Source organism: Ancylobacter rudongensis (genome assembly GCF_900100155.1).
In the GTDB taxonomy this organism is placed as follows: domain Bacteria; phylum Pseudomonadota; class Alphaproteobacteria; order Rhizobiales; family Xanthobacteraceae; genus Ancylobacter; species Ancylobacter rudongensis.
Genome location: NZ_FMTP01000008.1, coordinates 145,226 through 171,974, shown reverse-complemented (window position 1 = coordinate 171,974; position 26,749 = coordinate 145,226). Strand labels below are relative to the sequence as shown.

The 26,749-nt window shown below is 68.6% G+C and carries 30 protein-coding genes and 1 tRNA gene; 21 read left to right on the top strand and 10 right to left on the bottom strand.

Features of this window, described 5'->3' with window-relative positions; translation table 11 throughout:
• Positions 1–10 precede the first annotated feature (10 nt).
• On the bottom strand, positions 11–1,570 hold the full coding sequence (locus tag BLO63_RS18035; protein ID WP_091443520.1) for a bifunctional aminoglycoside phosphotransferase/ATP-binding protein: 1,560 nt from the start codon (positions 1,568–1,570) through the stop codon (positions 11–13).
• Between the two features lie 137 nt (positions 1,571–1,707).
• Between BLO63_RS18035 and BLO63_RS18030 the strand changes: the two genes are divergently transcribed.
• Positions 1,708–2,775 (top strand): threonine aldolase family protein, encoded by a 1,068-nt coding sequence (locus tag BLO63_RS18030; protein ID WP_091443517.1) that lies wholly within the window; start codon positions 1,708–1,710, stop codon positions 2,773–2,775.
• Positions 2,776–2,900: 125 nt separating this feature from the next.
• On the opposite strand, the gene BLO63_RS18025 is transcribed toward BLO63_RS18030, so the two are convergent.
• On the bottom strand, positions 2,901–4,286 hold the full coding sequence (locus tag BLO63_RS18025; protein ID WP_091443514.1) for an aminotransferase-like domain-containing protein: 1,386 nt from the start codon (positions 4,284–4,286) through the stop codon (positions 2,901–2,903).
• A 398-nt stretch (positions 4,287–4,684) separates the two neighbouring features.
• Here BLO63_RS18025 and BLO63_RS18020 point away from each other — a divergent pair, with 398 nt between their 5' ends.
• From BLO63_RS18020 to BLO63_RS17975, 10 genes are all read left to right on the top strand, one after another.
• Complete coding sequence (locus BLO63_RS18020; RefSeq protein WP_091443510.1) at positions 4,685–5,167, top strand: MSMEG_0572/Sll0783 family nitrogen starvation response protein; 483 nt, start codon at positions 4,685–4,687, stop codon at positions 5,165–5,167.
• A gap of 80 nt (positions 5,168–5,247) precedes the next feature.
• Positions 5,248–6,264: a Nit6803 family nitrilase gene (locus tag BLO63_RS18015; RefSeq protein WP_091443506.1), complete on the top strand. Its 1,017-nt coding sequence runs from the start codon at positions 5,248–5,250 to the stop codon at positions 6,262–6,264.
• A complete protein-coding gene (locus BLO63_RS18010) occupies positions 6,242–7,429 on the top strand; it encodes an MSMEG_0568 family radical SAM protein (protein WP_091443592.1) in 1,188 nt (395 codons plus the stop codon). The genes BLO63_RS18015 and BLO63_RS18010 overlap by 23 nt, the downstream gene beginning before the upstream one ends.
• On the top strand, positions 7,426–7,968 hold the full coding sequence (locus BLO63_RS18005) for an MSMEG_0567/Sll0786 family nitrogen starvation N-acetyltransferase (RefSeq protein WP_205409360.1): 543 nt from the start codon (positions 7,426–7,428) through the stop codon (positions 7,966–7,968). Before BLO63_RS18010 ends, BLO63_RS18005 begins: the two co-directional genes overlap by 4 nt.
• A gap of 1 nt (position 7,969) precedes the next feature.
• A complete protein-coding gene (locus BLO63_RS18000; RefSeq protein WP_091443498.1) occupies positions 7,970–8,974 on the top strand; it encodes a sll0787 family AIR synthase-like protein in 1,005 nt (334 codons plus the stop codon).
• Entirely contained in the window at positions 8,971–10,128 is a 1,158-nt protein-coding gene (locus tag BLO63_RS17995; protein ID WP_091443495.1) for an MSMEG_0565 family glycosyltransferase, read from the top strand. The genes BLO63_RS18000 and BLO63_RS17995 overlap by 4 nt, the downstream gene beginning before the upstream one ends.
• Positions 10,121–10,408, top strand: coding sequence for an MSMEG_0570 family nitrogen starvation response protein (locus BLO63_RS17990; RefSeq protein ID WP_091443492.1), 288 nt, complete (start codon positions 10,121–10,123; stop codon positions 10,406–10,408). The genes BLO63_RS17995 and BLO63_RS17990 overlap by 8 nt, the downstream gene beginning before the upstream one ends.
• 14 nt (positions 10,409–10,422) lie before the next feature.
• The gene (locus BLO63_RS17985; protein ID WP_091443488.1) at positions 10,423–11,688 is read left to right on the top strand and encodes an MSMEG_0569 family flavin-dependent oxidoreductase; all 1,266 of its coding nucleotides are present in this window, start codon (positions 10,423–10,425) and stop codon (positions 11,686–11,688) included.
• Positions 11,685–12,560, top strand: a complete 876-nt coding sequence (locus BLO63_RS17980; protein ID WP_091443485.1) for a Pnap_2097 family protein — start codon at positions 11,685–11,687, stop codon at positions 12,558–12,560. Before BLO63_RS17985 ends, BLO63_RS17980 begins: the two co-directional genes overlap by 4 nt.
• Positions 12,561–12,709: 149 nt before the next feature.
• Positions 12,710–12,784: transfer RNA gene (locus tag BLO63_RS17975), tRNA-Gly, on the top strand.
• Positions 12,785–12,882: 98 nt separating this feature from the next.
• On the opposite strand, the gene BLO63_RS17970 is transcribed toward BLO63_RS17975, so the two are convergent.
• The 3 genes from BLO63_RS17970 to BLO63_RS17960 form a co-directional block, all read right to left on the bottom strand.
• Positions 12,883–13,668, bottom strand: coding sequence for a sulfite exporter TauE/SafE family protein (locus tag BLO63_RS17970; protein WP_091443480.1), 786 nt, complete (start codon positions 13,666–13,668; stop codon positions 12,883–12,885).
• Entirely contained in the window at positions 13,668–15,359 is a 1,692-nt protein-coding gene (locus BLO63_RS17965) for a bifunctional protein tyrosine phosphatase family protein/NAD(P)/FAD-dependent oxidoreductase (protein ID WP_091443477.1), read from the bottom strand. Before BLO63_RS17965 ends, BLO63_RS17970 begins: the two co-directional genes overlap by 1 nt.
• Before the next feature lie 70 nt (positions 15,360–15,429).
• On the bottom strand, positions 15,430–16,365 hold the full coding sequence (locus tag BLO63_RS17960) for an MBL fold metallo-hydrolase (protein WP_091443473.1): 936 nt from the start codon (positions 16,363–16,365) through the stop codon (positions 15,430–15,432).
• 99 nt (positions 16,366–16,464) lie between these two features.
• On the opposite strand from BLO63_RS17960, the gene BLO63_RS17955 reads away from it, so the two are divergent.
• The 5 genes from BLO63_RS17955 to BLO63_RS17940 all read left to right on the top strand — a co-directional run bounded on the left by BLO63_RS17955 (position 16,465) and on the right by BLO63_RS17940 (position 18,885).
• A complete protein-coding gene (locus BLO63_RS17955; RefSeq protein ID WP_091443469.1) occupies positions 16,465–17,118 on the top strand; it encodes a peroxiredoxin in 654 nt (217 codons plus the stop codon).
• A gap of 4 nt (positions 17,119–17,122) precedes the next feature.
• Positions 17,123–17,536: an ArsR/SmtB family transcription factor gene (locus BLO63_RS17950; RefSeq protein ID WP_091443466.1), complete on the top strand. Its 414-nt coding sequence runs from the start codon at positions 17,123–17,125 to the stop codon at positions 17,534–17,536.
• 64 nt (positions 17,537–17,600) lie between these two features.
• Positions 17,601–17,960 carry a prolipoprotein diacylglyceryl transferase family protein gene (locus BLO63_RS21500; RefSeq protein ID WP_342028885.1) on the top strand — a complete coding sequence of 120 codons (360 nt, stop codon included), beginning with the start codon at positions 17,601–17,603 and terminating at the stop codon, positions 17,958–17,960.
• Positions 17,873–18,382, top strand: coding sequence for a TlpA family protein disulfide reductase (locus tag BLO63_RS21210; RefSeq protein WP_244517947.1), 510 nt, complete (start codon positions 17,873–17,875; stop codon positions 18,380–18,382). The genes BLO63_RS21500 and BLO63_RS21210 overlap by 88 nt, the downstream gene beginning before the upstream one ends.
• A gap of 32 nt (positions 18,383–18,414) precedes the next feature.
• On the top strand, positions 18,415–18,885 hold the full coding sequence (locus tag BLO63_RS17940; protein ID WP_091443464.1) for a thioredoxin family protein: 471 nt from the start codon (positions 18,415–18,417) through the stop codon (positions 18,883–18,885).
• A 22-nt stretch (positions 18,886–18,907) separates the two neighbouring features.
• Here BLO63_RS17940 and BLO63_RS17935 read toward each other — a convergent pair whose 3' ends face one another.
• The 3 genes from BLO63_RS17935 to BLO63_RS17925 all read right to left on the bottom strand — a co-directional run bounded on the left by BLO63_RS17935 (position 18,908) and on the right by BLO63_RS17925 (position 20,997).
• Positions 18,908–20,026, bottom strand: a complete 1,119-nt coding sequence (locus tag BLO63_RS17935) for a YeeE/YedE family protein (RefSeq protein ID WP_091443461.1) — start codon at positions 20,024–20,026, stop codon at positions 18,908–18,910.
• Positions 20,027–20,095: 69 nt separating this feature from the next.
• Positions 20,096–20,461 (bottom strand): ArsR/SmtB family transcription factor, encoded by a 366-nt coding sequence (locus BLO63_RS17930; RefSeq protein ID WP_091443590.1) that lies wholly within the window; start codon positions 20,459–20,461, stop codon positions 20,096–20,098.
• 53 nt (positions 20,462–20,514) lie between these two features.
• Positions 20,515–20,997 (bottom strand): thioredoxin fold domain-containing protein, encoded by a 483-nt coding sequence (locus tag BLO63_RS17925; protein WP_244517946.1) that lies wholly within the window; start codon positions 20,995–20,997, stop codon positions 20,515–20,517.
• 36 nt (positions 20,998–21,033) lie between these two features.
• Between BLO63_RS17925 and BLO63_RS17920 the strand changes: the two genes are divergently transcribed.
• Entirely contained in the window at positions 21,034–21,759 is a 726-nt protein-coding gene (locus BLO63_RS17920) for a cytochrome c biogenesis CcdA family protein (RefSeq protein WP_091443456.1), read from the top strand.
• 25 nt (positions 21,760–21,784) lie between these two features.
• Positions 21,785–22,342 carry a SoxW family protein gene (locus BLO63_RS17915; RefSeq protein ID WP_205409358.1) on the top strand — a complete coding sequence of 186 codons (558 nt, stop codon included), beginning with the start codon at positions 21,785–21,787 and terminating at the stop codon, positions 22,340–22,342.
• Here BLO63_RS17915 and soxX read toward each other — a convergent pair whose 3' ends face one another.
• Positions 22,343–22,978 carry a sulfur oxidation c-type cytochrome SoxX gene (gene soxX / locus BLO63_RS17910; protein WP_091443453.1) on the bottom strand — a complete coding sequence of 212 codons (636 nt, stop codon included), beginning with the start codon at positions 22,976–22,978 and terminating at the stop codon, positions 22,343–22,345.
• Between the two features lie 11 nt (positions 22,979–22,989).
• A complete protein-coding gene (gene soxA, locus BLO63_RS17905; RefSeq protein WP_091443449.1) occupies positions 22,990–23,859 on the bottom strand; it encodes a sulfur oxidation c-type cytochrome SoxA in 870 nt (289 codons plus the stop codon).
• Positions 23,860–24,085: 226 nt separating this feature from the next.
• On the opposite strand from soxA, the gene soxY reads away from it, so the two are divergent.
• The 3 genes from soxY (at position 24,086) to soxB (ending at position 26,689) form a co-directional block, all read left to right on the top strand.
• Positions 24,086–24,550 (top strand): thiosulfate oxidation carrier protein SoxY, encoded by a 465-nt coding sequence (gene soxY, locus BLO63_RS17900; RefSeq protein ID WP_091443446.1) that lies wholly within the window; start codon positions 24,086–24,088, stop codon positions 24,548–24,550.
• Between the two features lie 65 nt (positions 24,551–24,615).
• Positions 24,616–24,945, top strand: a complete 330-nt coding sequence (gene soxZ / locus BLO63_RS17895; RefSeq protein ID WP_091443443.1) for a thiosulfate oxidation carrier complex protein SoxZ — start codon at positions 24,616–24,618, stop codon at positions 24,943–24,945.
• Positions 24,946–24,994: 49 nt separating this feature from the next.
• On the top strand, positions 24,995–26,689 hold the full coding sequence (gene soxB, locus BLO63_RS17890) for a thiosulfohydrolase SoxB (protein WP_091443440.1): 1,695 nt from the start codon (positions 24,995–24,997) through the stop codon (positions 26,687–26,689).
• Positions 26,690–26,749 lie beyond the last annotated feature (60 nt).

Sequence of the window (26,749 nt, the reverse complement as noted above, 5' to 3'; positions counted from 1 at the left end):
CGAATAGGTCTCACCCTTCCAGCAGCGCCCGCGCCTGCGCCAGCAGCTGCGCCGGGGCCTGCGTCGACTCCAGCCGCGCCCAGTCGAGCGGCCCGGCCTCGCGCCCGGCCTGCCAGCGCACCACTTCCGCCGTGGCGTCGGAGGCGTCGCCCCGCCGCGCCTCAACCCGCTCGGTGAGCGCCTCCACCGGCGCCTCCAGCCAAAGGCCGAGGAAATCCACCCCGCACTCATGCGCCAGCGCCGCGATGTCGGCGCGCTCATCAGGGCGCTGGTGCACGGCATCGACGATGACACCATGGCCGGCGGCGAGGATCGCCTCCGCCCGCTCCCGCAGCACGGCATAGACCTGCTGCGTCGCCTCCATCGAATAGGCTTCCTGCGGCAGGCGCTCCAGCTCCGGCGTGCCGTGCAGGCGCTTGCGCTCGACATCCGAGCGCAGATGCACCGCGCCCGGCAGCGGGCCGACATGCGGCGCCAGCGCGGCGGCCAGCGTGCTCTTGCCGGAGCCGGAAAGTCCGCCCACCGCCACCAGCTTCACCGGGCGCGGCGCCAGCGCGTCCTCGGCGAAGGCGAGATAGGCCCGCGCCTCCGCGCCCGCCTGCGCCTGGCCGGCCGGGTCGCGAAAGGCCACCGCCGCCGCGCCCACCTGCGCCCGGATCGCCGCGCGCAAAGCGAGGAACAGCGGCAGCGCCGCCAGCCCGTCATAGGGCGGCGCCTCGCCACAGGCGATGAGATAGCGGTTGAGCAGCCCATTGGCCGCGAAAGCCAGCCCCCGCTGGGCGATGTCCATGATCAGGAAGGCGAGGTCGTAGAGCCGGTCGATGGTCGCCAGCCCCTCGTCGAATTCCAGCGCGTCGAACAGCACCGGCGCGCCGTCGATCCGCGCGATATTGCGCAGATGCAGGTCGCCATGGCAGCGCCGCACCTCGCCCGCCGCGGCGCGGCGCGCCAGCAGCGGCTCCAGCCGGTCGAAAGCCTCAAGGAAGGCCGCCTCCAGCGTCGAGACCCGTGCCGGGGGCAGGATATCGGGCGCCTCGCGCAGCCCGGCGACGACATTGCGCGCCACCGCCCGCAATTCCCGGCCGGAGGTGCCGGATACCACCGGTGCCTGCCGGTGCGCGCTCTCCACCGCCTGCGCCAGCGCCGCGATCAGCGGCGGCGAAAGGCCCTGGCGGGAGAGCACCTGGTCGAGCGTGGCGGTCTCGTCGAAGCGGGCCATGTGCACCGCCCATTCCACCACCTCGCCCTCGCCACCCAGATGCAGCGCGCCGTCGCGCCGGACGATGGGGGTGAGCCCGAGATAGAGCGCGGGCGCGGTGGCGCGGTTCAGCTCCAGCTCGCGGGCGCAGGCGTGCCGGCGCTTGTCCAGCGTGGAGAAATCCATGAAGGAAAAGCGCACCGCGCGCTTCACCTTGTAGACATCGGCGCCGGCGAGAAACACCACCGCGCCATGGGTGTCGATGCGGCGGACGGGTTCGCTGACGCCATAGGTGGCGGGGTCGGCGAGCAGGGCGAACACCGCCTCCTGGTCGGCGACGACGTGGTCATTGGCACTTCTGGCAGCACTCATGCGGTCCACTTAAACCAACCCCGCCGGAAGGCGCCATCCGGCAACTGACGCACGGAACGCCTCCCGCGCGCACTTGACAAGCAGGGGCGTGCGGGTGTCGCCCTTGGGGCCTGCGCCGCCCATGATCAGGACATGCCGTGACCGAGACCCCCGCAGCCTCTCCGTCCGCCTCCCGCCCGCCCGGCTTCGGCAGCGACAATGTCGCCGGCATCTCCCCCGCCATTCTGGCCGCGCTCGCCGCCGCCAATGACGGGCCGATGCCCTCCTATGGCGCCGACGAGATCTCCGCCCGCGTCGAGGCAAAGCTCTCCGCCCTGTTCGAGCGCGAGGTGAGCGTGCTGCTGGTCTCGACCGGCACCGCCGCCAATGCGCTTTCGCTGAGTGTCCTTACCCCGCCCTGGGGCGCGGTGCTCTGCCATGCCGACAGCCATATCGAGAATGATGAATGCGGCGCGCCGGAATTCTTCACCGGCGGCGCCAAGCTGGTGCATGTGCCGGGCGCGGCCGCGAAGATCGATCCCGAAGCGCTGGCTGACGCCGCCCGCCGCAACCGCGGCGACGTGCATTGCGTGCAGCCGTCCTGCGTCTCGATCACCCAGGCCACGGAACTCGGCACGCTCTATTCGATGGAGGAGACCGCCACCCTCGGCGCGGTGTGCCGCGCCGCCGGCCTGCCCCTGCACATGGACGGCTCGCGCTTTGCCAATGCGGTGGCGGCGCTGGGCGCCAGCCCGGCTGAGATGACCTGGAAGGCGGGGGTGGACATCCTCTCTTTCGGCGCCACCAAGAATGGCGCGCTGGGGGTGGAGGCGATCGTGCTGTTCGATCCCGCCCGCGCCAGTGAGCTCGCCTTCCGCCGCAAGCGCGGCGGCCACCTCGCCTCGAAGATGCGGTTTCTCGCTGCGCAGATGGACGCCTATCTCGCAGACGACCTCTGGCTCGCCAATGCCCGCCACGCCAATGCGATGGCGGCGCGGCTGGCCGCCGGCCTCGCGGGGATTGCCGGGGTGGAGATACAGGGGGAGGTGGAGGCGAACATGCTGTTCGTCCGCCTGCCCCAACCCATCTGCGAGGGCCTGCTGGCGCAGGGCTTCCGCTTCTACACCGATCGCTGGGGCGCGGGCGTGGTGCGCCTCGTCACCTCCTTCGCCACGTCGGAGGGCGATGTCGACCGGCTCGTTGAGGCGGCGCGGGCGCTGGGGTGAGGGGGCCTATCGTCTCGCCTCATGGCCGGGCTTGACCCGGCCACCCAGACTTTGAGTCTTGGCGCGACCGGCCGGGCTGGGTCCCCGGGTCAAGCCCGGGGATGAGGGGCGCGTGAGCGGCCCGCTCACATCACAGCCGACACCACCTCGGGCGATTCCTCCAGCGCGTGCGCCATGAAATCCAGCGCCGAGCGGATCTGCGCCCGCGTCGCCGGGCCGCCGAGGCACACCCGCACCGCCTCGATCGCCGGGCCGGCGACGGTGAAGGCGTCGCTCGCCACCACGCCGATGCCGGTGGAGCGCATATGGCCGACAAAGGCCGAGCGGGTCCACGGCGCCGGCAGTTCGATCCAGAGGTTGAAGCTCAGCGGGTCGGCGCGGAAGCTGCCCGCGGGCAAAATCTCGCTCGCCAGCGCCTGCCGCGCGGCGGTCTCCGAGCGGATGAAGCGCAGCAGCGTGTCGGCAGTGCCGTCCTCGATCCAGCGCGTCGCCAGCGCGGTGGTGAGCGGCGAGGCCATCACATTGGCGGTGCGCAGGGCGCTGGCGAAGGGGTAGCCGGCGCGGGCCTCGGGAGCGACCACATAGGCCGCGCGCAGCCCGGCGCCGATGCATTTGGCCAGCCCCGCAATGTGCCAGGTCAGATCAGGCGCGATGGCCGCCAGTGGCGGCGGCCCGTGCGGCGGCACGAAGCCATAGGCGTCGTCCTCGACGATCGGCACGCCGAAGCGCCGCGCCACCTTGGCGATCGCCTCGCGCCGCTCCTCGGGAATGGTCAGCGTGGTCGGGTTCTGCAGCGTCGGGTTGAGATAGAGCGCTTTCGGGCTCATCTCGCGGCAGGCGCTCGCAAAAGCATCGGGGTCGATGCCGTCAAGGTCCATCGCCAGGCCGACGAGCTTGATGCCGAGCTGGGCGGCGATGGCGCGCACGCCGGGATAGGTGATCGCCTCGCACAGGATCACATCGCCCGGCCGGGCCAGCAGGCCGAAAATGCCGAGCAGAGCGGGGTGGGCGCCCGGGGTGACGAAGATGCGCTCCTGCGCCGGCACCAGCGCCCGCCGGCCGAGCCAGGACGAGGCGGCGTCCTTGTCCGCCACGGTCCCGCCAAAACCCTGGTAGCGAAGCAGGGCCACCAGATCGCGCGCCACCTCGGCGAGACCCTCCTGCATGCGCTCGATCAGCGCCGGGTCGTCCGGCTCGGGCGGCAGGTTCATCGATAGGTCGACGGTGCCGGGCTTGGGCGCGCGCGCCGTGCGGGTCTTCGGGCGCGGCGTGCCGGTGACGAAAGTGCCCTGGCCGACGCGGGATTCGACCAGGCCCCGCTTCTGCGCTTCGACATAGCCGCGCGCCACGGTGGTGAAGTCGATGTCGAGCTTGGCCGCGAGCTTTCTCTGCGGCGGCAGCCGGTCGCCGATGGCGAGCCGCCCGGCGCGGATGTCCTCGCCGATCAGGTCGGCAATGGCGAGGTAGCGCGGCTTGTCGGAGCGGGCGAGGTCGGGAATCCAGTCGGCCATGCGTCTTTCACCTGTCGTCATCCCGCACCTGTCGTCATCCCGGACGGCCGCAGCGCACCGCACGGCCGGGAGGACGGCATTCATCCTAGCTCGCCCTGATTGACTGTATAATGTTGCAAAGGTGGCCTGTCACCCTTGGTCCACAACTTGCTGCGTAAGGGCGGTACCGGAGCCGTCGCCCTCGCCTGCGCAGGAAGCGGGCAGTATCCCGCCGTTTCTCTAAGCGTCCGCCCGCAATCTCGCCAGATCGACTCCGGCCGGCTTAGCTACATTGAATGTAGTATTGTATGTAATTTGATTGTTTTGATGATTCTTTCGGTGTTCGATCAATTGGCATCTTGATTGCATTTCCTCTGGGGGCCGGTTCCCGCCGGCCTGTTCCATCCAAGGAGAGCGACATGGCCACCATCACCGTGCCGGCCCATGCCAAGGGCGACATCCTCGTCGATTACGAGGACAAGAAGTTCGAAGACGTAAAGGCCGCCCCCGGCGAGAAGGCGCTCGTCACCTTCCACACCGTCGCCTTCGAGGGCTCGATCGGCCTCGTCAACCTGCTGCAGGCCTCGCGCCTGATCCAGAAGGGCTTCGAGACCTCGGTGCTGCTCTACGGGCCGGGCGTCACGCTGGGCGTGCAGCGTGGCTTCCCCAAGCTCGGCGACGAGGCCTTTCCCGGCCATCTCAACTTCAACAACCGCATCGAGAAGATCCTGAACGATGGCGGCAAGGTCTATGCCTGCCGCTTCGCCCTGCAGGCGCTGTACGGCCATGGCGAGGGCGCGCTGATCCCCGGCATCGTGCCGATTAGCCCGCTGGATGTGCTCGACATCGTGCTGCTGCACCGCCGCGAGAACGCCTTCATCCTCGATACCTGGACGCTGTGATCCGCAGCGCCGAAGGCACGCTCCCGGATCGGCGGCAGTGCCGCCGTCCGGGATGACGGCCAACGGCAAGGAGAACCGACATGGTCGAAAGACCCGGCGCCGAAAAACGCATCGTCCGCGTCGGCGCGGTGCAGATCGCCCCCTCCCTCGACAGCCTGGAGGGCACGCTCACCCGCGTGCTCGCGGCGCTGGAGGAGGCGGCCGGCAAAGGGGCGCAGCTTGTCGTGTTCCCCGAGACCTTCCTGCCCTGGTACCCCTATTTCTCCTTCGTGCTGCCCCCCGTGCTCACCGGGGCGGAGCATCTGCGGCTCTATGACAACGCCGTCCTCGTCCCCGGCCCGGTGACGGAGGCGGTGTCGGCTGCCGCCCGCCGGCTCGGCGTCGTCGTGGTGCTGGGCGTGAATGAGCGCGACCATGGCTCGCTCTACAATGCCCAGCTGATCTTCGACGCCGATGGCGCGCTCAAGCTGAAGCGCCGCAAGATCACCCCCACCTTTCATGAGCGGATGATCTGGGGCCAGGGCGACGGCGCCGGGCTGAAGGTGGTCGACACCGCTGTGGGCCGCGTCGGCGCGCTGGCCTGCTGGGAGCATTACAACCCGCTCGCCCGCTACGCGCTGATGGCCCAGCACGAGGAAATCCACGTCGCCCAGTTCCCCGGCGCGCTGGTCGGGCCGATCTTCGCCGAGCAGATCGAGGTGACGATCCGCCACCACGCGCTGGAATCGGGCTGCTTCGTCGTCAACGCCACCGGCTGGCTCACCGACGAACAGATCGCCCGCATCTCCCCCGACGAGAAGCTGCGCAAGGCCCTCACCGGTGGCTGCATGAGCGCGATCATCTCGCCCGAGGGCAGCCATGTCGTGCCCCCGCTCACCACGGGCGAGGGCATTCTGATCGCCGATCTCGACATGGCGCTCATCACCAAGCGCAAGCGGATGATGGATTCGGTCGGCCATTACGCCCGGCCGGAACTGCTCAGCCTCAACCACGACACACGCCCGGCCGTGCCGGTCCACACCGATGCCGATGTCCCCTTCCCCGTCCTGACAGGGAGCGTTTCCGATGAAGCCGATGGATCTGGCGAGCGGGCCTAGCCCGCTGCCGACGCAGCAGCTGATCAACGAGTTGCAGTCCTACGGGGTGCGGCTGGTCGATCCCCGCGCCGGCGCGGATAGCCGCCGGGGCGGGGCCGGGCCTTCCGACCACAAGGCGATGACGCTGGACGGCATGACGGTGATGGTCCCCGTCCACACCGCGCCGGCCTTCGAGAGCCCCTATCTCGTCGAGAAACCGGACGCTTTCGGCCGCAGCCGCATCAGCCGCGACGGGCTGGTGCTGGGCGAGGTGTCGTTTCCGCTGCAGCCGAAATTCTACGGGCTCTCCACGGCGGACGGCATTCCCTATTCCAAGATCGCCGTGCTGCATGGGCGCGACGTGCTGGCGACCACGGTGCTGCAAAGCTGCATCCGCTACCAGAGCCGCACCAAGACCTGCCAGTTCTGCGCCATCGGCCAGTCGCTCGCCGCCGGCCGCACCATCGAGCGCAAGACCCCGACCCAGCTGGCGGAAGTCGCCAAAGCCGCCGTCGAGCTGGATGGCGTCAAGCACATGGTGATGACCACGGGCACCCCGCCGGGCAAGGACCGTGGCGCGGCGATGCTCAGCGAGAGCGCGGCGGCGGTGAAAGCGGCGGTGAACCTGCCGATCCAGGTGCAGTGCGAGCCGCCCGACGACGATGCCTGGTTCGCCCGCATGTTCGAGGCCGGCGCCGACGCGCTCGGCATGCATCTGGAAGCCTGCACCGAAGAGGTCCGCGCGGCGATCATGCCCGGCAAGGCGCAGGTGTCGGTGGGGCGCTACTTCTCAGCGTTTGCCGCCGCCGTGCCGGTGTTCGGGCGCGGGCAGGTGTCGACCTATATTCTCGCCGGGCTCGGCGACAGCCGAGAGGACATCCTTTCCGTCTGCGACCGGCTCACCCGCATGGGGGTCTATCCCTTCGTGGTGCCCTTCGTGCCGATCTCAGGCACGCCGCTGGAAAGCCACCCGACGCCCACGCCCGCCTTCATGAACTCCATCCTCGGCCCGCTCTCGGGGATGCTGCTGGCGACGGGGCTGAAATCCATTGAGGTGAAGGCCGGCTGCGCCAAATGCGGCGCCTGCTCGGCGCTCTCCACCTATGAGCGGCAGGCGCTTGGCCGGGATGACGTGCGGCAAGGTGACTTGCGGCAAGGCGAGATGCGGCAGGGGGGCTGCGCATGATGTACGGCACCTTCCGCCCCTTCCGCGCCGCCGATTTCCAGGTGAAATTCGCCACCGCGACCTGGGAGAAGCGCGGCGCCGCGCGGCTGCGCCATGAGGTGTTCTGCGACGAGCAGGGCCTGTTCGCCGGCGACGACCGCGATACGATCGACGACACCGCCATTCCCATCGTCGCCGTCTCGCTGCTTGGCCTGCTGGCCGACGATGTGGTCGGCACGGTGCGCATCCACGAGGCCGAACCGGGCCTGTGGTGGGGCTCGCGGCTCGCGGTGGCGGAAGACTATCGCAAGGTCGGCGCGCTCGGCGCGGCGCTGATCCGCCTCGCCGTTTCCTCCGCCCATGCCCGCGGCTGCACCCGGTTTCTGGCCCATGTGCAGGCCCAGAACGCGCTGCTGTTCCGCCGCCTGCACTGGAACATGGTCGAGGAAAAGCAACTGCACGGCCGGCCGCATGTGCTGATGCAGGCCGACCTCGCGCATTACCCGCCGATCCTTGATGCCGAAACCGGCTTCCACGCCCAGCCAAGACGGGCGGCGTGACATGCAAGCGCGCGCGCCGACCACCACCTTCTCCGACAACGCCTTCTCCGAGGTGGTGAGCCGGCTACGCGCCTCTTCCGGCCTCGCCTCCAAGGCCGATATCGCTCGCGCCGCCGCCCGGCTCGGCTTTGACGGGCGCGAGGCCATCCGCGTCGGCGACGACTGCGCGGCGATCCCCGATGGCGAGGGCTATCTGCTGTTCGCCATCGAAGGCTTCATGAACGAGTTCGTCGCCATCGACCCCTGGTTCGCCGGCTGGTGCGGGGTGATGGTCAACCTCTCCGACATCGCCGCCATGGGCGGGCGCCCGCTCGCGGTGGTGGATGCGGTGTGGGCGAAGGGAGAGGACGGCGCCGCCCCGGTGCTGGAGGGGCTGCGCGCCGCCTCGCAGCGCTTCGGCGTGCCCATTGTCGGCGGCCATACCAATCTGGCGAGCGATCGCGGCCAGCTCTCCGTCGCCGTGCTCGGCCGGGCGACCAAGCTCCTCACCTCCTTCGACGCCCGCCCCGGCGAGGTGCTGGTGGCGGCGATCGACCTGCGCGGGCGCTACCGCGAGCCCTTTTCCAACTGGGACGCCGCCACCGGCGCCCCGGCGGAGCGGCTGCGCGGCGATCTCGACCTGCTGCCGCGCCTCGCCGAGGCCGGGCTCGCTTGCGCCGGCAAGGACATCAGCCAGGCGGGAATCGTCGGCACCGCCGCCATGCTGGCGGAGGGGTCCGGGGTCGGCATCGAGATCGACCTCGACGCGGTGCCGGCGCCCGAGGGGGTCGATCCCGTGCGCTGGCTGATGACCTTCCCGAGCTTCGGCTACATCATTCCCATCGCACTGACCGTCCTCCCAATCGTCCTGATCACCCTCGCTGAACGCGGCATCGCCGCGGCCGCCATCGGCACCGTGACGGCGGAGCGGAAGGTCACGGTGAGACAGGGCCTAAGCCGCGAGACGATATGGGATTTTTCCCGTGCGCCGCTCATCGGCTGCGGGCCGGCGGAGGACGCGGCATGACGCGGCCGCTGCGCATCGCCCTTCTCGCCCATTCCACCAACCCGCGCGGCGGCGTCGTCCACGCGCTGGAACTCGGCGAAGCGTTGGTACGACTGGGTTTCGAGGCGGTGGTGCATGCGCCGGATCCGCGCGGCGCGGGTTTTTTCCGACCGAGCCTGTGCGCGACGGTGAGCGTCCCCGCCGCGCCGGCACCGGGCGACGTGGCGGCGATGGTGCGCCAGCGCATCGACGAATATGTAAGCTATTTCAACGAAGTAGCGAACCGCCGCTTCGACGTGTTTCACGCCCAGGACGGCATCTCGGCCAACGCCCTGGCGACGCTGAAGGAGCGCGGCCTCATCCCCGGCTTCGCCCGCACGGTCCACCATATCGACGCCTTCCGCGACCCCGCGCTTAACGCCTTGCAAAATCGATCGATTCTCGCCGCCGATCAGCATTTCGTCGTCAGCCATCTCTGGCAGGATCTGCTCGCCGAGACGTTCGGAATCGAGGCCACGCTGGTCGGAAACGGCATTGATATCAAGCGCTTCACGCCCGTCCCCGACGGCCGGGAGGCGGCGCTGGCGGCCCGTCTCGGCCTCGGCTCCGGCCCCGTCGTGCTCAGCGTCGGCGGGGTCGAGGCGCGCAAGAACAGCTGCCGCATCCTGGAGGCCTTCATTCAGCTCCGGGCCATGCACCCGCGCGCCCAGCTCGTCATCGCCGGCGGGGCCAGCGTGCTCGACCATCACGATTATCTCAATGAATTCAAAGCGTTGTTGGCTTCGTTCGGCCTGCCGGCGGAGGCGGTGATCCGCGCCGGGCCGCAGGCGCAGGCCGATATGCCGGCGCTCTACCGCCTCGCCGACGTGCTCGCCTTCCCCTCGGTGAAGGAGGGTTTCGGCCTGGTGGCTCTGGAGGCGATGGCCTGCGGCGTGCCGACCGTGGTCTCGCGCATAGCCCCCTTCACCGAGCATATCGGCGAGAACGAAACCGTGTGGTGCGATCCGCTTCATCCCGCCTCGATCGCCGACGCGCTGATGCTGGCCCTGCAGCCGCAAACCCTAGCGCGCCTTGCGAAAAAGGGGCCGCAGGCCGCCGCCCGTTTCGACTGGGCCGCCACCGCGCGAGCCCACCTGCCCATCTACGAGACCCTCGCGGAGCCCGCCCATGCCTGAAATGCGCTTCTCCATCCGCTGGCCGGACGGCACGGTCGAGGCCTGCTACTCGCCCTCGCTGGTCATCAAGGACTATTTCGTCCCCGGTGAGAGTTACAAGCTGCTGGAATTCCTTGCGAAATCGCGTGAGGCGCTCACCATCGCCAGCGATCGCGTCGAGGCGCGCTACGGCTTTCCCTGCTCGCGCGCACTGGGTCAGCTCGTTCGGCTGGAGGCCGCAGGCCGCGCCTATTCCACCCATCCCGACGCCCGCGTCGCCGTCGAATCCTTCGACGACTGAGCCGGAGAGACCCCATGAACGAGAACCGCGTCGCGCATTATACGGTCGTCATCGTCGGCGGCGGACAGGCCGGCCTGTCGACCAGCTATCATCTCTCCCGGCAGGGCATCGACCATCTGGTGATCGAAAAGCACCGGGCGATGCACGCCTGGGAAACTCAGCGCTGGGACAATTTCTGCCTTGTCACGCCCAATTGGCAGTGCGACCTGCCCGGCCATCCCTATGCCGGCCCGGAGCCGGACGGCTTCATGAAAAAGGACGAAATCCTTAATTATCTCAGAGAGTTCCGGACCAAGGTCGATCCACCGATTCGCGAGGGTGTGAGCGTGCGGCGGGTGACGCCCCGGCCGGAGGGTGGCTTTCTCGTCGCCACCAGCGCGGGCGATTTCAGCGCCGACAATGTGGTTGTGGCGTCGGGCGGCTATCACGAGCCGATCGTGCCGCGCATGGCCGAGCGGCTGCCCCCGGCGATCGTGCAGATCCACTCGGCGCAGTACCGCAATGCCGGCCAGCTTCGCGACGGCCCGGTGCTGGTGGTCGGCTCAGGCCAGTCCGGCGCGCAGATCGCCGAGGATCTGCACCTGGCCGGCCGCAAGGTGTTCCTGGCGGTGGGCAATGCCCCGCGCTGCGCCCGCTTTTACCGCGGCCGCGACGTCGTCACCTGGCTTGCCGACATGGGCTATTACGACATGCCTGTGGAAGAGCACCCGCTGCGCGAAGGCGTGCGCGACAACACCAACCATTATGTCACCGGCCGCGATGGCGGGCGCGACATCGACCTGCGCAAATTTGCCCTTGAGGGCATGGAGCTCTACGGCGCACTGCGCGACGTTGACGGGGAAAGACTCCTTTTCGAGCCGAACCTTGCATCGGCACTCGACGAGGCCGACAGAACCTATAACGGCATCAACGCCGCCATCGACCGGCATATCGCCGCGAAGGGGCTGGAGGCGCCGCCGCCGTCGGTCTACGAGCCGGTCTGGCAGCCGCCGGAGGAGCGCCGGGTGCTTGACCTCGCCGTCACCGGCATCGCCTCGATCGTCTGGTGCATCGGTTTCCGGCCCGATTTCCACTGGCTCGACGCGCCGGTGTTCAACGGCGCCGGCCATCCCCAGCACCGTCGCGGCATCACGGCGCGCGAGGGCGTGTATTTCATCGGCCTGCCCTGGTTGCACACCTGGGGCTCCGGCCGCTTCGGCAGCGTCGGGCGCGATGCCGCGCACATCGTCGCCCATATCGACGCGCGGGCGCGGCAGGCCCGGCGGGGAAGCGCCGCATGAACCTCGTCCTCCCTCCCGGGTCGTTCGCCGCTACCCCGGCGCCCGTCGTGGAAGATACGGTGCTGCTCGGCATGCCGCAGCTCTGCCTCGGCGGGCTCTCGGAAACGTGGCTGCTCAAGGAACTGGGCCATCGCCACTGGATGGGGCTGGCGCGTCTGGCCGGCCGCGCCGTGCCCGACTTCCGCGCTGCCGACGGTGCGCCGGTCTACGCCGCGTTCAGCGCGCTGGCGGTGGAGAATGCGGACTTCGCCTCGCTGGGTGAGAATGACCGGCTGACGCTGCGCAGCCAATTGCGCCGCATCTCCCGCACCCAATGCGCCAGCCGGCATGACCTCACCTGCTGTGGGCGTGTTGTCGGCACGGTGCATCTGGTGTCTGCTTTCGTGCGCCGGGCGCCGGGCGGCGGCAACCATACGGTGGCGCGGGTGGCGCTGGATGGCTTGCCTGCGCCGACCCGCACGGGTGGAGGCCGGAGCGATTCGGCGCTTGCCGCCCGAGCCGCCGCCTTCCGGGCCGGGCGCACGTCGCAGGACGCACGATTTGAATGCAGCCAGTCCCACGATCAGGAAGCAGTGCTGGAGATCGACCCCTGCCCGGCGCAGGATTTCAACGGCGCCGGCTTTCTCTATTTCTCCAGCTTCATCGCCTTCATCGACCAGGCCGAATGGCAGTTCGACGGCCGCCGCGCGCCGCTGGCGACCACGCGTGTGCGCGAGGTGTATTTCCACGGCAATATCGATCCCGGCGAACGGGTCGTGGTGCGCCGGCTGAAGGCCGAACGCCAGGCGGGTGAGCTGTTTCATCACTGCCGGCTGGAGCGGGCCGGCGACGGCACCGGCCTCGCCGACGCGTTTACCCGCCGTGCGCTTTGAGCGGGAAAAGCCCGTCGCGCCGGACTGAAACCGGCGCTGTCATCGGCCTGTGAGAAATCTGCGAAACCCCGTTGCATTCTCCGCGAGGCTGGGGCATAGAGACGGCCCGTTCGGGGCCGCAGACAAAGCGGCGCGGGACGGCGGAGCGGGCGGGTGTAGCTCAGGGGTAGAGCACAACCTTGCCAAGGTTGGGGTCGTGGGTTCGAATCCCATCGCCCGCTCCAGTTTTTCCCAAAGAAAATCAGATAGTCAAAAAACGCCCTTCGGGGCGTTTTCGGCATGGATGTGTCGTTCAACGGCGACGGCGCGCCGGCTGAGGGGATCAGGCCAGCAGGGTCGAGGCGCTTTTGAACAGCATGTAGCTCGCCACCGCGAAGATCAGCGTCGCGAACACGGTGGTGAGGCGCCCTGTGCGACCAGAGAGGCGCTGGGCGAGCTTCATGCCGGCGACGCTGCCGAGTGCTCCGCCCGCGATGAAGGTAAAGGCCAGCGGCCAGTTCACCAGCCCGGACAGTGCATAATTGAAGGCGGTTGTGAGGCCGAAGGCGGTGACGGCCACCAGCGAGGTGCCGACCGCGTTGAGGATCGGCATGCCGGTGGAGCCGATCAGGCCGGGGACGATGAGGAAACCGCCGCCAATGCCGAAGAAGCCGGAAAAGGCGCCGGTGCCGAGGCCGAAGCCGAGCACCTTCGGCGCCTTCGCTCGGTTGCATTCCGCCCCCGGCTCGGCCGGATTTCCGCGCCCGCGCAGCATCAGGACGCCGACCACCAGCATGAGCAGGGCGAACAGAAAGAGCAGCTTCTCGCCAGCGATAAGCTTGCCCAGGCTCGACCCGGCAAAGGCTCCGACGATCCCGGCGGTGGCGTACATGCCACCGCAGCGCCACTTCACCGTGCCGGCGCGGGCATGGCTGAGCAGGCCCGCCGCCGCGTTGATGGCGACCGCGAAGGCGCTGGTGCCGATGGCGATGTGCGGATTGCGCACGCCGACGAGATAGACCATCAGCGGCACGGCGAGGATGGAGCCGCCGCCGCCGACCAGCCCGAGGGTGAAGCCGACGAGAACGCCGGCACCGGCGCCAAGGCCGTATTGCAGCGGCTCCAGCATCAGGCGGCCTCGCGGCCGGGCGCCGCAGCAAGCGGCTGAGGCTCGCACAGCCATTCGCGGCCCTTCAGCATGGCGTGCCAGTAGATCGGCGGCAGCATGCGGTCCTTTAGGAGCCAGGCGAGACGGGTGGGGCGGGTGCCGTCGAGAATCCAGCGCGGGAAGGTGGGCAGCAGCGCACCGCCATAGCCGAATTCGGCCAGCACGATCCTGCCGCGCTCGACGGTGAGCGGGCAGGAGCCATAGCCGTCATATTGGGCGGCCGGCGCCTTGCCGTCCAACGCCGCAAGCACGTTCACCGCCACGACGGGCGCCTGCTTGCGGGCGGCGGCGGCGGTCTTGGCGTTCGGCGTGTTGGTGGCGTCGCCGAGGGCGAAGACGTCCGGGTGGCGCGCATGGCGCAGCGTTGCCGGATCCACCTCGATCCAGCCGCCCGCTCCCGCCAGCGGGCTGGTGGCCACAACATCCAACGGCTTCTGTGGCGGCACGGCGTGCAGCATGTCGAAGGAGCGCTCGACCCGCTCGGTGGCGCCATCTGCACCTTTGCGCTCGAAGGTCGCGACCTGCGCCTCGCCGTCGACGGCGACGAGGGTTGAACCGAAATTCAGGTCGATGCCATAGCGCTCCACATACTCCATCAGCGCCGGTACATAGGCCGGCACGCCGAACAGCACGCCCCCTGCATTGTGGAACTCCACCTCCATGCGCGGCAGCACGCCGGCACCGCGCCAGATGTCGCAGGACAGGTACATGGCCTTCTGCGGGGCGCCGGCGCATTTGATCGGCATGGCCGGCTGGGTGAACAGCGCGCGGCCCGCCTTCACCGTGCTGGCGAGGCCGAACGTGTAGGGCGCGAGGTCGAAGCGGTAATTGGACGTCACGCCGTTGCGCCCGAGCGCGTCCGGCAGGCCGGGAATGGCCTCCCAGGCCAGCCGCAGGCCGGGCGCGGCGACCAGCGCGCGGTAGCGCACGGACGAATCATCCGCGAGCGCCACCTCGCGTGCCTCGGGGAGGAAGCCGGCGGCGGCCTGGCGGATCCAGGTGACGGCGTCGGGCATCACCGCGCCCATCGGCACGCGGGTGGTTTCCGGCTTGAACACGCCAGCCCCGACCATGGTCCAGCCCGGCTGGTAGAAATGGCACTCCGCTGGCTCGACGATGGCGATGTCGAGCGAGGGCCGGCGCTTCAACAGGCTGGAGGCGGTGGCGATGCCGGCCGCCCCGCCGCCGACGATGACCACGTCATAGGTCTTGGGCGCGCCGGGGCGGGGCGCGTCGGCGCGCGCGGCGAGCCGGGCCCGCTGGCCGGAGACGTCGATGCCGGCGGCAGACGTCAGCGCGAGAATCGCGTCCGGGTGCTGCCGGTCCGCCTGCGCGAGCGCCCACAGCGTCGCCGCCCTGTTGCCGGTGCGGCAATAGCCGAGCACCGGGCCGGGTAGCCGGTCGAGCATGGCGCGCATCTCGGCCACGTCAGCCTCGGTATAGCTGCCGGGCGTCACCGGGATATGAACGAAGGCCATGCCGAGCGCCTCGGCTAGGATGGCAACCTCGCCCGCCGGCAATTGTCCCGGCTCCTCGCCATCGGGCCGGGTGCAGATGATGGCGCGGAAGCCGCCGGCGGCAGCCCGCGCGAGCGAGGCGTCGTCCAACGGGCCGCACACGTGAAATTCCGGCACGATCTGTTTCGGCGTCATGGGGTTTCCTCAATCGTGTTGGGAGCGACGCGGCGACCAGCCGGCGTTGGCGCGCCGGCCGGTCGCCGTTTCAGAGCGTGTCGAGAGGGAGTTTCAGGTAGCGTCGCCCGTTCTCTTCCGGCTCGGGCAGGTGGCCGGCGCGCATGTTCACCTGCACCGAGGGCAGGATGAGCTTGGGCATGGCGAGGGTCGCGTCGCGCTTGGTGCGCATGTCGACGAAGGCGTCCTCGTCCACGCCGTCGCGGGCGTGGATGTTGCCGGCGCGCTCGGCGCCGACCGTGGTCTCCCACGCATAGCTATCGCGGCCGGGCGCCTTGTAGTCGTGGCACAGGAACAACCGCGTCTCGTCCGGCAGCGCCAGCAGGCGACGGATCGAGTGGTAGAGCTGGCGGGCATTGCCGCCGGGGAAGTCGGCACGGGCGGTGCCGAAGTCCGGCATGAACAGCGTGTCGCCGGTGAACACGACATCGCCGATCACATAGGCCATGTCGGCGGGCGTGTGGCCGGGAACATGCAGCACGATGGCGGGGATGGACCCGATGGCAAAGGTGTCGCCATCCTCGAACAGCCGGTCAAATTCGGAGCCGTCGCGGGCGAATTCGGTGCCGAAGTTGAAGATCTTCCCGAATACGTTCTGGACGGTGATGATCTCGCGCCCGATGGCCAGCTTGCCGCCGAGCTCGCGCTGGATATAGGGCGCGGCCGACAGATGGTCGGCATGGGCGTGGGTCTCTAGCAGCCAGTCGACCGTCAGCCCCTTCTCCCGCACGAAGGCGATCATGGCATCCGCTGAGGCGGTGGAGGTGCGGCCCGCAGCCGCGTCGAAATCCAGCACGCTGTCGACGATGGCGGCCCGCCGGGTGGCCGGGTCGTGGATCACATAACTCGCCGTGTTGGTCGGCTCGTCGAAGAAGGCCTCGACAGCAAGGCGGTTGGCGCTCGCGCCGGCGGCGCGGATCTGGGCGGCGGCCTGGTCGAGATGCGGATCGGCGATGGCAGTGGGCATGGACGTCCCTCCGACGGTTTCATTGATTTCATATTTACATAATGTGTGTAATTGTAAATCCGTATTGCGTCACTTTCTCGCTAAGGGCAATCAGAGGGCATGACAGGGGAACTTCCTTCCGAAAGCCGAATCGCCGTGTCCGCGCCGCGTCCGCTGCGGATCGGCGATGCCGCGCCGGTGTTCAGCGCCCGCTCGACCCAGGGGCAGGTTGAGCTCAGTGACTATCGCGGCCGCTGGCTGGTGCTGTTCTCGCACCCGGCGGACTTCACCCCGGTCTGCACCAGCGAGTTCATCGCACTGGCCCGGCTCGCGCCGCAATTCGAGGCGCTCGGCGTGGCGCTGCTTGGGTTGTCGGTGGACAGCCTGTTTTCGCATCTCGGCTGGCTGCGAGCGATCCGCGGCGCTTTCGGTGTCGACGTCCCCTTCCCGGTGGTGGAGGACACCTCGCTCGTCATCTCCCGCGCCTATGGCATGCTGGACGAGACGGCCCAGGATTCCTCCACCGTGCGGGCGAGCTATTTCATCGACCCGGAAGGCATCGTCCGCGCCATCAGCTGGTACCCGATGTCGGTCGGTCGCTCGGCGCGGGAAATGCTGCGCCTCGCCGCCGCGCTCAAGCGGGTCGAGCCGGGGGACGCGGTCACGCCCGAGGGCTGGGAGCCCGGCGACCCCGTGCTGCGCCCGCTCTCCGACGAGACGGCGCTCGCGGACGAGGACCCGGCCTGGTTCTGCCGCACGCTCGACCAAGGATAACGCCATGCCGCTGACCCGCGAGGAAGCCGACAAGGCGGTCGAGAAGCTGCGCAGCTATGGGCAGCCGCAGCGGCTGATGATCCTGTCGCACCTCCAGACCGGCGAGATGACGGTGGGCGAAATCGACGCCGCCACCGGCATCGGCCAGCCCGCGCTCAGCCAGCAGCTCGGCGAGCTGCGGCGGGCCGGGCTCGTCGCCACGCGGCGGGCGGCCAAGCAGGTGTTCTACCGGCTGGCCGATGCCAGCGTTGCGCTGTGCGTGCGCAGCATCGAAGCGCAGTTCGGTGCCGGCGACGCGACGATTCTGACACCGCCGCCGGCCCCGCTGGTGGTGGAGCCGGCCGCCGCGCCGCGCCCCCGCAACCGCAGCGCCGCGCAGTTCGCCCGTATCGTGCGGCCCGGCGGGCCGGCGGCTTAAGCCTCGCTTAAGCTGGGCTGTGAACCTGCCGCGCTCGACCGTTCGAGCCCGGAGCCCGCCCTTCATGCCAACCATAAGCCTCGGCCCACTGATCTTTGCGGGCGACCGGCTTGCCGCGATTCTCGGCCTTTCGGCGTTCCTGCTGCTGGCCACGCTGCTCGACCGCCGGTTCGCCCCCGGCCTGGGGCGCGCGGCATGGTGGGCGCTTCTGGCCGGTCTGCTCGGCGCCCGGATGGGTCATGTCGCACAGCACTGGGGCAGTTTCTCGCAGGATCCGGCGCGGATCCTTTCCGTCTGGCAGGGGGGCTTCGCGCACATGCCAGTGCTGTGGGCGCTTTGGCCATCCGCTCATGGCGGGCAGCCGCGTCGCTTGCCGCCGCCGCCGCCCTCGGCCTGCTGTTCTGGGGCGGCATCGGCGAACTGACCCGGGCGACGCTGGGCAAGGCCGCGCCGACGGTCGCGCTGGAGCAGATGGACGGGCCTCCGCTGGCGATCAGCGATTTTCGCGGGCGCCCGGTCGTGGTCAACCTCTGGGCGACATGGTGCCCGCCCTGCCGGCGCGAAATGCCGCTGCTGGCGGGCGCGGCGGCCGCGAACCACGCGGTGGCGTTCGTCTTCGTCAACCAGGCGGAGGGGCCCGAGCGCATCCGCGGCTATCTCTCGGGCGAGGGGCTCGCCCTCACGCATGTGCTGCTCGACCCGGCGCTGCAGGTCCAGCGCCATTATGCTGTCGCCGGCATACCCGTCACCCTGTTCCTGCGCGCCGACGGCACGCTGGCCGACCTGCATGTCGGGGAGATTTCGCCGGAGCTGCTGCAGGCCGGCATTGACGCCTCCGCCCGCTGACTCTGCCTTGCATCACCAACAGGGGGAACGCCATGAGCCCACGCCCCCTCGCGCACAGCGTCGCCCTGCCGGCCCTCAGCCGCCGCGCCCTGCTGCTGGCGTTGGCCGGGCTGCCGGCGGGACGGGCCGACGCGGCGGTGGCCCGGACGAGCGTCGCCAGCGTCGCCGATTTCGGCTCGGCCCTGGCCTTTCTGTCGGGGCGCCATGCGAATGTGCTGGTTTATGTGTCCGCCCGCTGGTGCCCGATCTGCAAAGCGGTCGACGCGACGGTGCTGGCCTCCGCCCGCGTCCGTACCGCGCTGCGCCGGGTGCCGCTGGTCAAGGTGGACGTTACCGCCAGCAACGGGGAGTCCCGCGCGCTGCTGCGCCTTCTGGCGGCCGAGGGGCCTCCAACCCTGTTCGTTGCCGATGCCCGCGCGCGCGCCGAACAGCCCGGCACGCGGCTTGTCGGCGCCTTCCCGGAAGATGCGCTGCTGAACCGGCTGCGGCCCTACACGGGATGAGTGCTGCAGAGCGGAACTGCGCTCATGAACGTGCCCGCCGCCCTCCGCCGAGGCGCGAACGGGCGGTGGGCCGGCGCGGGAGAAAAAACAGTGCGCGCCCCTCGACCAGAAAGGCAATACCGAGCCGGGCGCCGAGCATCATGCCGCCAACCGCGAGCGGGAAGGACAAGGCGAGCAGAGAACCGGCAGTGATTCCCTGCCCGATGGTGCAGCCGCCGCACAGCACGCCGCCGGCGCCCATCAGCACCGCGCCCAGCAGATGGCGTTTCATCTCGCGCGCATCGTCGAAGGCTTCCCAGCGGAACTCGTCACCCACCCGCGCGGCGGCGAGGGCCCCGAGGATCACGCCGGCGATCGAGCCGGTGCCGAAATTCAGCAGCGTGGCACCGTCGAGCAGCATCCCGTGCAGGGTGATCGCCACCGGCGAGACGAAGGTCAGGCTCTGCGGCCGTGCCGCCTGCAGGAACTCGTCGACCAGATATTGCGTCGCCAGCCAGCCACAGACGACACCGGCGCCGAGCGTCGCCCCTGCCACGAGCAGGCGCCGCGCCTTGCGCAGCCGAGCATCGGTCATCGCCAACGCGATGAGGACCGACGCCAGGATCGCCGCCAGAACGGCGCGGCTTGAGGGGCCAAGAACAGGCTCGGCCAGCGCCGGCAGGTCCGCCAGGCCGGAACGCGGGATCGCGAGAGCCCAGGCCTCGCCGAAGCCGATCCGGTAGTCAGCCAGCGTGCCGCGCAGCATGGCGTAGGCCGTCACGCCGAAAACGAGAAGCACGACCAGGCTGCGCAGATCGCCGGAGCCGAGCCGGATGCAGCTGCCAAACGCGCAGGTGCCGACCAGCGCCATGCCGAGGCCGAACATCACTCCACCCACCGCGATGCCGATCCAGGGCAAGGCGCTGGGGACATACGAAGTCGCCTGCGGATCGAGCAGGCCGGTCAGCACGAGGAACTGCGTGCCGGCGAGGGCGATGCCGAGGGCCAGGCCGAAGACGCGCAGGCGGCGCGTGTCGGAACCGACCAGCGCGTCCTCGATGGCGCCGAAGCTGCAGAGGCGGGCGCGGCGGGTGGTGAAACCCACGGCCGCGCCGATGGCGAGGCCGGCAAGGGCGGCCCACCATGCATTGAGGTCGTCCATTGCGCCTGGTCCTCCCGTCCCATGGCTCCCGCGGGCATTGGTGCCCGTCTCGGCCGGCGCTTAAGCGGCTCAGTCTTCCTTGGCTCCGCAGAAGATGTCGTAGATTACGCTGATCAGACGGCGCACATCCTCGTCGGCCAGGCTGTAATAGACTGTCTTGCCATCCCGACGAGTGCTGACGAGGTCGTCCAGCCGCAGTCGGGCGAGTTGCTGCGAGACGGTCGGCTGGCGCAGCGACAGGATGTTCTCCAGCTCGGTGACGGACCGCTCGCGTTCTGCCAGCAGGCACAGCAGAAGCAGGCGGTTCTCGTGCGACACCGCCTTGAGGAAGTCACTGGCCTCGCGCGCATTGCGCATCAGGCGGTCAAGCTCGGGCGAAACCTCCGGGCCGTCGCGCAGCTCGTCCTCTAGGCGTTTCGAGACAATTCCGGTCATCACCACGTCGCTTTCAACTCCAGCTTACTGGACTCTCACCTGGCGCAACAGCGTCACGGAGTCCGGGGCAGTTTCTTCGTCATCGCCGCGAGCAGACCCCAGAAGGCCTCCTCGCCAGCATAGCCGGGAATGCGGCCGACTTCCCGCCCGTCCTCGACCAGCACGAAGGTCGGGGCGTAGCGCACCGGCGCGGTAAGATCGGCGAGCGCCGCTTCCTCGTCGCCGAGCTCGATCCGGCGCAACGGCGCCAGCCGCCCTTCCTCGGTGTGGGGATAGACGGGCGCGATCTCGCGCTCAAAACGCTGGCACCAGGCGCAGCCCGCCTGTTCGAACATCAGTAATTCGGCCGCGCGCGCCGCATCCGCCCGCGCGCCGCACGCCACCATGCCGGCCGCGATGACAATGGCGACGCGGGCCAGAGCCGCGCGGCGCTTGTCGCTCAGATTACCGTGAAACCGCGCCTGCATGATCTCCGCCCGGTGACGTCGCCTCGTCTTCATTATATAAACGCATTCGAATATGAATTCGATGGTCAATCCGCCGCAGAGCGGAGCGGGCCGTGGGGAAACGCCGTGTCGCTAGACATCACCCTGCCGGGGGCCTTCGGGGCTGGCCTCCTGTCTTTCGTTTCGCCCTGCGTGCTGCCGCTGGTGCCGGCCTATCTCGGCTTTCTCGGTGGGGCGGGGCGCGGCCTGTCGGGTGAGGGAGTGACGCGCGGGCGGCTGGTCGCGCTTTCGGCCGCCTTCGTCGCCGGCTTTTCCAGCGTCTTCATCCTGCTCGGCGCCACCGCCACGCAGATCGGCCAGTGGCTCGCCGTGCACGCGCCGGTGCTGACCCTGGTGGCGGGCGCGATGCTGATCCTTTTCGGTCTGCATTTCCTCGGTCTGCTGCGCCTTCCACTCCTTTACCGCCGGGTGGCCCCGGATGTGGCGCGTGCGCCCGCCGGGCCGGTCGGGGCTTATCTGGTCGGGCTTGCCTTCGGCTTTGGCTGGACACCCTGCGTCGGGCCTATCCTGTCGATGATCCTCATCCTCGCCGGCACCGAGGATTCGCTCGCCAAGGGCGTGCTCCTGCTGTCGGCCTATGCCGCCGGGATCGGCCTGCCCTTCGTCGCCGCCGCGGCGTTCTCGACCGGCTTCCTGCGCTGGTCGGCGGCGATGCGCTCGCGCCTCGGTCTGGTCGAGAAGGCCTCCGGCGTGCTGCTGGTCGCCACCGGCGTCGTCTTCATCGGCGGCTGGATGCCGCAACTGTCCGCTTGGCTGCTCGATGCTTTCCCCACCCTTGGCGCGATCGGATGAGGTGCGCCACGCTCTGGAGTCGATCATGAATAGTCGCCTGACCCGCCGCGCGCTCGCCCTTGGGCCGGGTGCGCTCCTTCTGGCGCCCGCCGCCGGCCTTGCTGCCGCGCGCCTCGGCGATGACGGTCTCTACGTGCAGGACTGGTATGAGGAGAGCTTCCTCGACCTGTCCGAGGATTTCGCGGCCGCGACGGCGGCGGAAAAGCGCTTCGCGCTGCAGTGGAGCCAGCGCGGCTGCCCGCTCTGCAAGCGGCTGCACACGGAGTATTTCGCCGATCCAGCGATCGAAACCTATGTGCGCGACCATTTCAGCGTCGTCCATCTCGACATTTTCGGCGCCCGCGAGGTGACGGTCTTCGGGGGCGCAACGCTGTCGGAGAAGGCCCTTGCGGGTCAGTATGCGGTGAGGGCGACACCCACCTTCCAGTTCTTCGGCGCGCGGGACGGCAAGGTGTTCGAGGTCGCCCGGCTACCGGGCCTGCTGCCCAAGCCGGAATTCCTCGCCATGTTCCGCTATGTCGAAGCCGGCGCCTATGAGAGCGTCGGCTTCGAGGCGTGGCTGGCGGCGCAGAAGGCGCCGTGACTATTTGTTGACCGGCGATTCCGGGTCGAACAGATAGGCGACGACATCCTTGATCTGCTGTTCGGTCAGCACGCCGTTGGTGCCGAAGCGTGGCATGCTGGAACAGGCGAGCGAGGCCTGGGCGTCATAGACCTTGGCGAAGGCGGCCTTGGCGTCCTCCGGGTCGAATTTGCGCTCGCGACCATAGCCGGTGAGGCTGGGCCCGAGCGTGCCATAGCTCACCTCCTTCGGGTCGAGCTGGTGGCAGGCATAGCAATTGCCGCCGCTGACCGTGCCCGGGGGATCGCTGAACTGCCCGCCGCGCCCGTTCTGGGCAACCTTGGCGCCCTCCTTCCAGTCGCCGAGGACGGACCCCTGCGGGAAGATGATCCGCACTTCCTCCGCCTTCAGAATCGCGTTCGCCTGTTCGGGCGAGGGGTTGTTGCGGGTGAGCGAGCAGATGCGTTGCGTCTCGTCCTGCTGGAGGCGGGCGTCCCAGCCCTCCGGCAGCTTGGTGAACCCTGCCTTGACCACCGCGTCGACGCGCGCGGGATCAACGGTGGGAGTCTTGGCCGCGTCCTGCGCCGTGGCGGCGAAGGGGGAGAGGAGCACCGCGCCGGTCAGCGCCGCGCGCGTCAGAAAGGTGTGAACGGTCATCTTCGCCTCCCTCAGCGCTTGATCGACGGCACTTTGAGCTCACCGCCCTCGGCCTGTTTGGTCAGGTAGAGGGTGAGCGCGGTCACGACGTCCGAGCCATAATCGGGCGGCGGCATCCGCATCTGCCGGTAGCAGTCCCACATGCGGTGCTGCATGGTGCGCAGCGCGCTCTGCGAGACGCGATAGGTCGGCCAGGTGCCCATGGTGAGCTGCGCGTCCTTGCCCGGCACGTCGAGCTGCGGCAGCGCTTGCAGGCGGATGCGCTTTCCCGCGTCGCCATGGCAGGTTGAGCAGGAAAAATCGTTGATCGAGGAGCGGCGGAAGAACAGCGCCTCGCCGATCGCGTACATTTCCTGTTCCTGCGGCGTCGCGAGCGCGACGTCGATCTTCATGCCGTCCGACTTGTTGGCGATGAAGGCGACGAGGTCCTCCATGTCGGAGGTCCGGCCAGGGCCGGAGAACGGCTTGGCGACGATCGGCTTGGTGTCGAAGCCTTGGATCGTCTGCATGCACCAGAGCAGGCGCTGCTCAAGATCCATCACCTTGTCCGCATCGGCGAAATAGCGCGGCAGATGGGCGTAGGCGCCCTCCAGCTTGCCCGGTCCCTCGCCAAGATCGCAGCTCTCCAGCGAGACATTCTTCGTCCCGCGCGGCTCGCTCCACAGCACTTCGCCGCGATCAACATTGAGGTAGCCCGGATTGGCCATCGGGTCCTCGATCATCTGGCGGTAGCGTTCGATCTCCTTTTCGCTTTCGTCCTCCGCGCCCTGCGCGGTGGTGAGGATGAAGGGCAGGGCGAGGAGGCAGAGGGCGAGGCAGCCGGCGATGAATCGCCGGGTGGGCCGCAGGCACTCCTTGAGTCGTATCGGTTCCTTGGGCATGTGCTTCCCCAGCTGTTGAGCCGCGCCGCACCCTTCTCGCGAGAGTGTTGAAGCGGCCTGCGTGGCGAGCGATGATAGGCTTTGGCGATCGCTCGATAGCCCACTTTACATTCAAAAAATTTAATATCACAATATGTATGTTCGCTGCCGGCCAAAAAGGCTCGCTGACGACAAAATCAAAGCAAAAACAAAGCGCTGGTGCTCGACGCCAGCAGGAGGACGCCTGATGCAACTTCGCAGTTGGACTCCGTCGCGACGGGAAACCATGGGGCTTGGACTGACCGCGCTGCTGGCGGCGGCGCTGGCTCCGCGCCTGGTCCTGGCCACCGAGGAAGCGGTCGCTGCCGAGCTGAAGAAGCTCTATGGCGACAAGCCGATGGCGGACGGCAAGATCAAGCTCGACCTGCCCGAGATCGCCGAGAACGGCCTCGTCGTGCCGCTCAATATCGATGTGGAAAGCCCGATGACTGATGGCGACTATGTCAAGGCGGTTCACGTCTTCGCCGATGGCAACCCGCTGCCGCAGGTCGTGACCTACCGGTTCACCCCGCAATCCGGCAAGGCGGCGGCCTCGGTCCGCATGCGCCTCGCCCAGACGCAGAACGTGGTCGCCGTGGCCGAGATGTCCAATGGTGCGCTCTACACCGCCAAGGCGCAGGTGAAGGTGACCATCGGTGGTTGCGGCGGCTGAACGACCCGTATGGCCCTTGCGGCCACGCGCAAAGACGCCAGGGGAAACGACAAGGAAACGCCAACATGGCCATCAAGTCCAAGCCGCGCATCAAGGTGCCTTCCGGGGCCAAGGCCGGCGAGATCATCGAGATCAAGACTCTCATCTCACACGAGATGGAAACGGGACAGCGCAAGGATTCCACGGGTAAGCCCATCCCGCGCGCCATCATCAACAGGTTCACCGCCAGCTTCAACGGCAAAACCTTCTTCGAGGCGGATTGGTTTACCTCCGTTTCAGCAAATCCCTATCAGGCCTTTTTCTACAAGGCGTCGGAATCGGGCGAATTCACCTTCACCTGGAAGGACGATGACGGCTCCGAGCAGACGGCGGGCGCCAAGCTCACCGTCGCCTGATCCGTCTGCGTCGGCCGCATGCCGGCGCCCAGCAGGGAAGACTCGCCAGATGATTTCACGCCGCGATTTCGTGATCGCCGCGATGGCTGCCGGTATGCTTGCATCCGGCGCTCGCGGCGCCTTCGCCCAGGCGGCCCGCGCGGGAAAGATGACGCAGGACGACATACTGCGCTTCGATCCCGTGGGCACGCTGACCATCCTGCACACCACCGACCTGCACGCGCAGCTCGAACCGATCTATTTCCGCGAGCCCTCGGTCAATATCGGCGTGGGCGAGGCGCGTGGCCTGCCGCCGCACCTCGTCGACGAGGCCTTCCTCGCCTACTACAAGATCGCCGCCGGCGGCCCGGATGCCTACGCACTCACCAGCCTCGACTTCGACACGCTGGCCGGCACCTATGGGCGCATGGGTGGCGCCGACCGCATCGCCACGCTGATCAAGGCCATCCGTGCCGCGCGCGGTGAGGGCAATGTCCTGCTGCTCGACGGCGGCGACGGGCTGCAGGGGAGCTGGAGTTCGCTGCAGACCAAGGGCGAGGATATGGTGCGCGTCTTCGGCGCGCTCGGCCTCGACGCGATGGTTGGACACTGGGAGTTCACCTATGGCACGGCGCGCGTCCAGGAGATCGTCGAGAAGGCGCCCTTCGCCTTCCTCGCCCAGAACGTGCGCAGCATGGAATGGCAGGAGCCGGTCTTCGAGGCGCGCAAGATGTTCGAGCGCGGCGGCTCGAAGATCGCCGTCATCGGCCAGGCCTTTCCGCGCACGCCGATCTCCAATCCCCGCTGGATGATACCCGATTGGGAATTCGGCCTGCGCGAGGAGGATCTGCAGAAGCAGGTGGACGAGGCCCGCGCCGCCGGTGCCGAGGTCGTCGTCCTGCTCTCGCATAATGGCTTCGATGTCGACCGCAAGCTCGCCGGCCGGGTAAAGGGCATCGACGTGATCCTTACCGGCCACACCCATGATGCCCTGCCGGCGCCGGTCATGGTCGGCTCGACGCTCCTCATCGCCACCGGCTCGCACGGCAAGTTCATCTCCCGGCTCGACCTCGACGTGAGGGACGGCAAGGTGGCCGGCTTCCGTTACGGGCTGCTGCCGGTCTTCTCCGACGCCATCGCGCCCGACCCGGAGATGGCGGCGCTGGTGAAGGAGCTGCGCGCGCCCTATGCCGCCGATCTCGGCCGGGTGGTCGGCCAGGCGGGCAGCCTTCTCTACCGGCGCGGAAATTTCAACGGCACCTTTGACGACATGATCTGCCAGGCCATGCTCACGGAGCGTGACGCCGAAATCGCCCTCTCGCCCGGTTTTCGCTGGGGCGGCACGTTGCGATCCGGCGATCCGATCACCTTCGAGGCAATCGCCAACGCCACCGCCATCACCTATCCCGCCTGCTACCGCAACATGATGACCGGCCAGCAGCTCAAGGATGTGCTGGAGGATGTCGCCGACAACATCTTCAATGCCGACCCCTATTTCCAGGGCGGCGGCGACATGGTGCGCGTCGGCGGCGTCGGGTACGCCATCGATATCGGCCAGCCCATGGGCAAGCGCATCAGCGACCTGACGTACCTCAAGACCGGTCAGCCGCTTGACGCATCCAAAACCTATGCCGTCGCCGGCTGGGCCAGCGTCAACCAGGGCGTGGAGGGTCCCCCGATCTGGGAACTGGTGGAGCGCTACGTCGCCGCGACCCGGACTGTCGACATCGCGCCGACGGCCTCGGTCAAGGTCTCCGGTGCCTGAGGCGACGGCGGAGGCTTCGATGCGCGCCCAATTAATTCATAAATTCGAATGTGACTATCC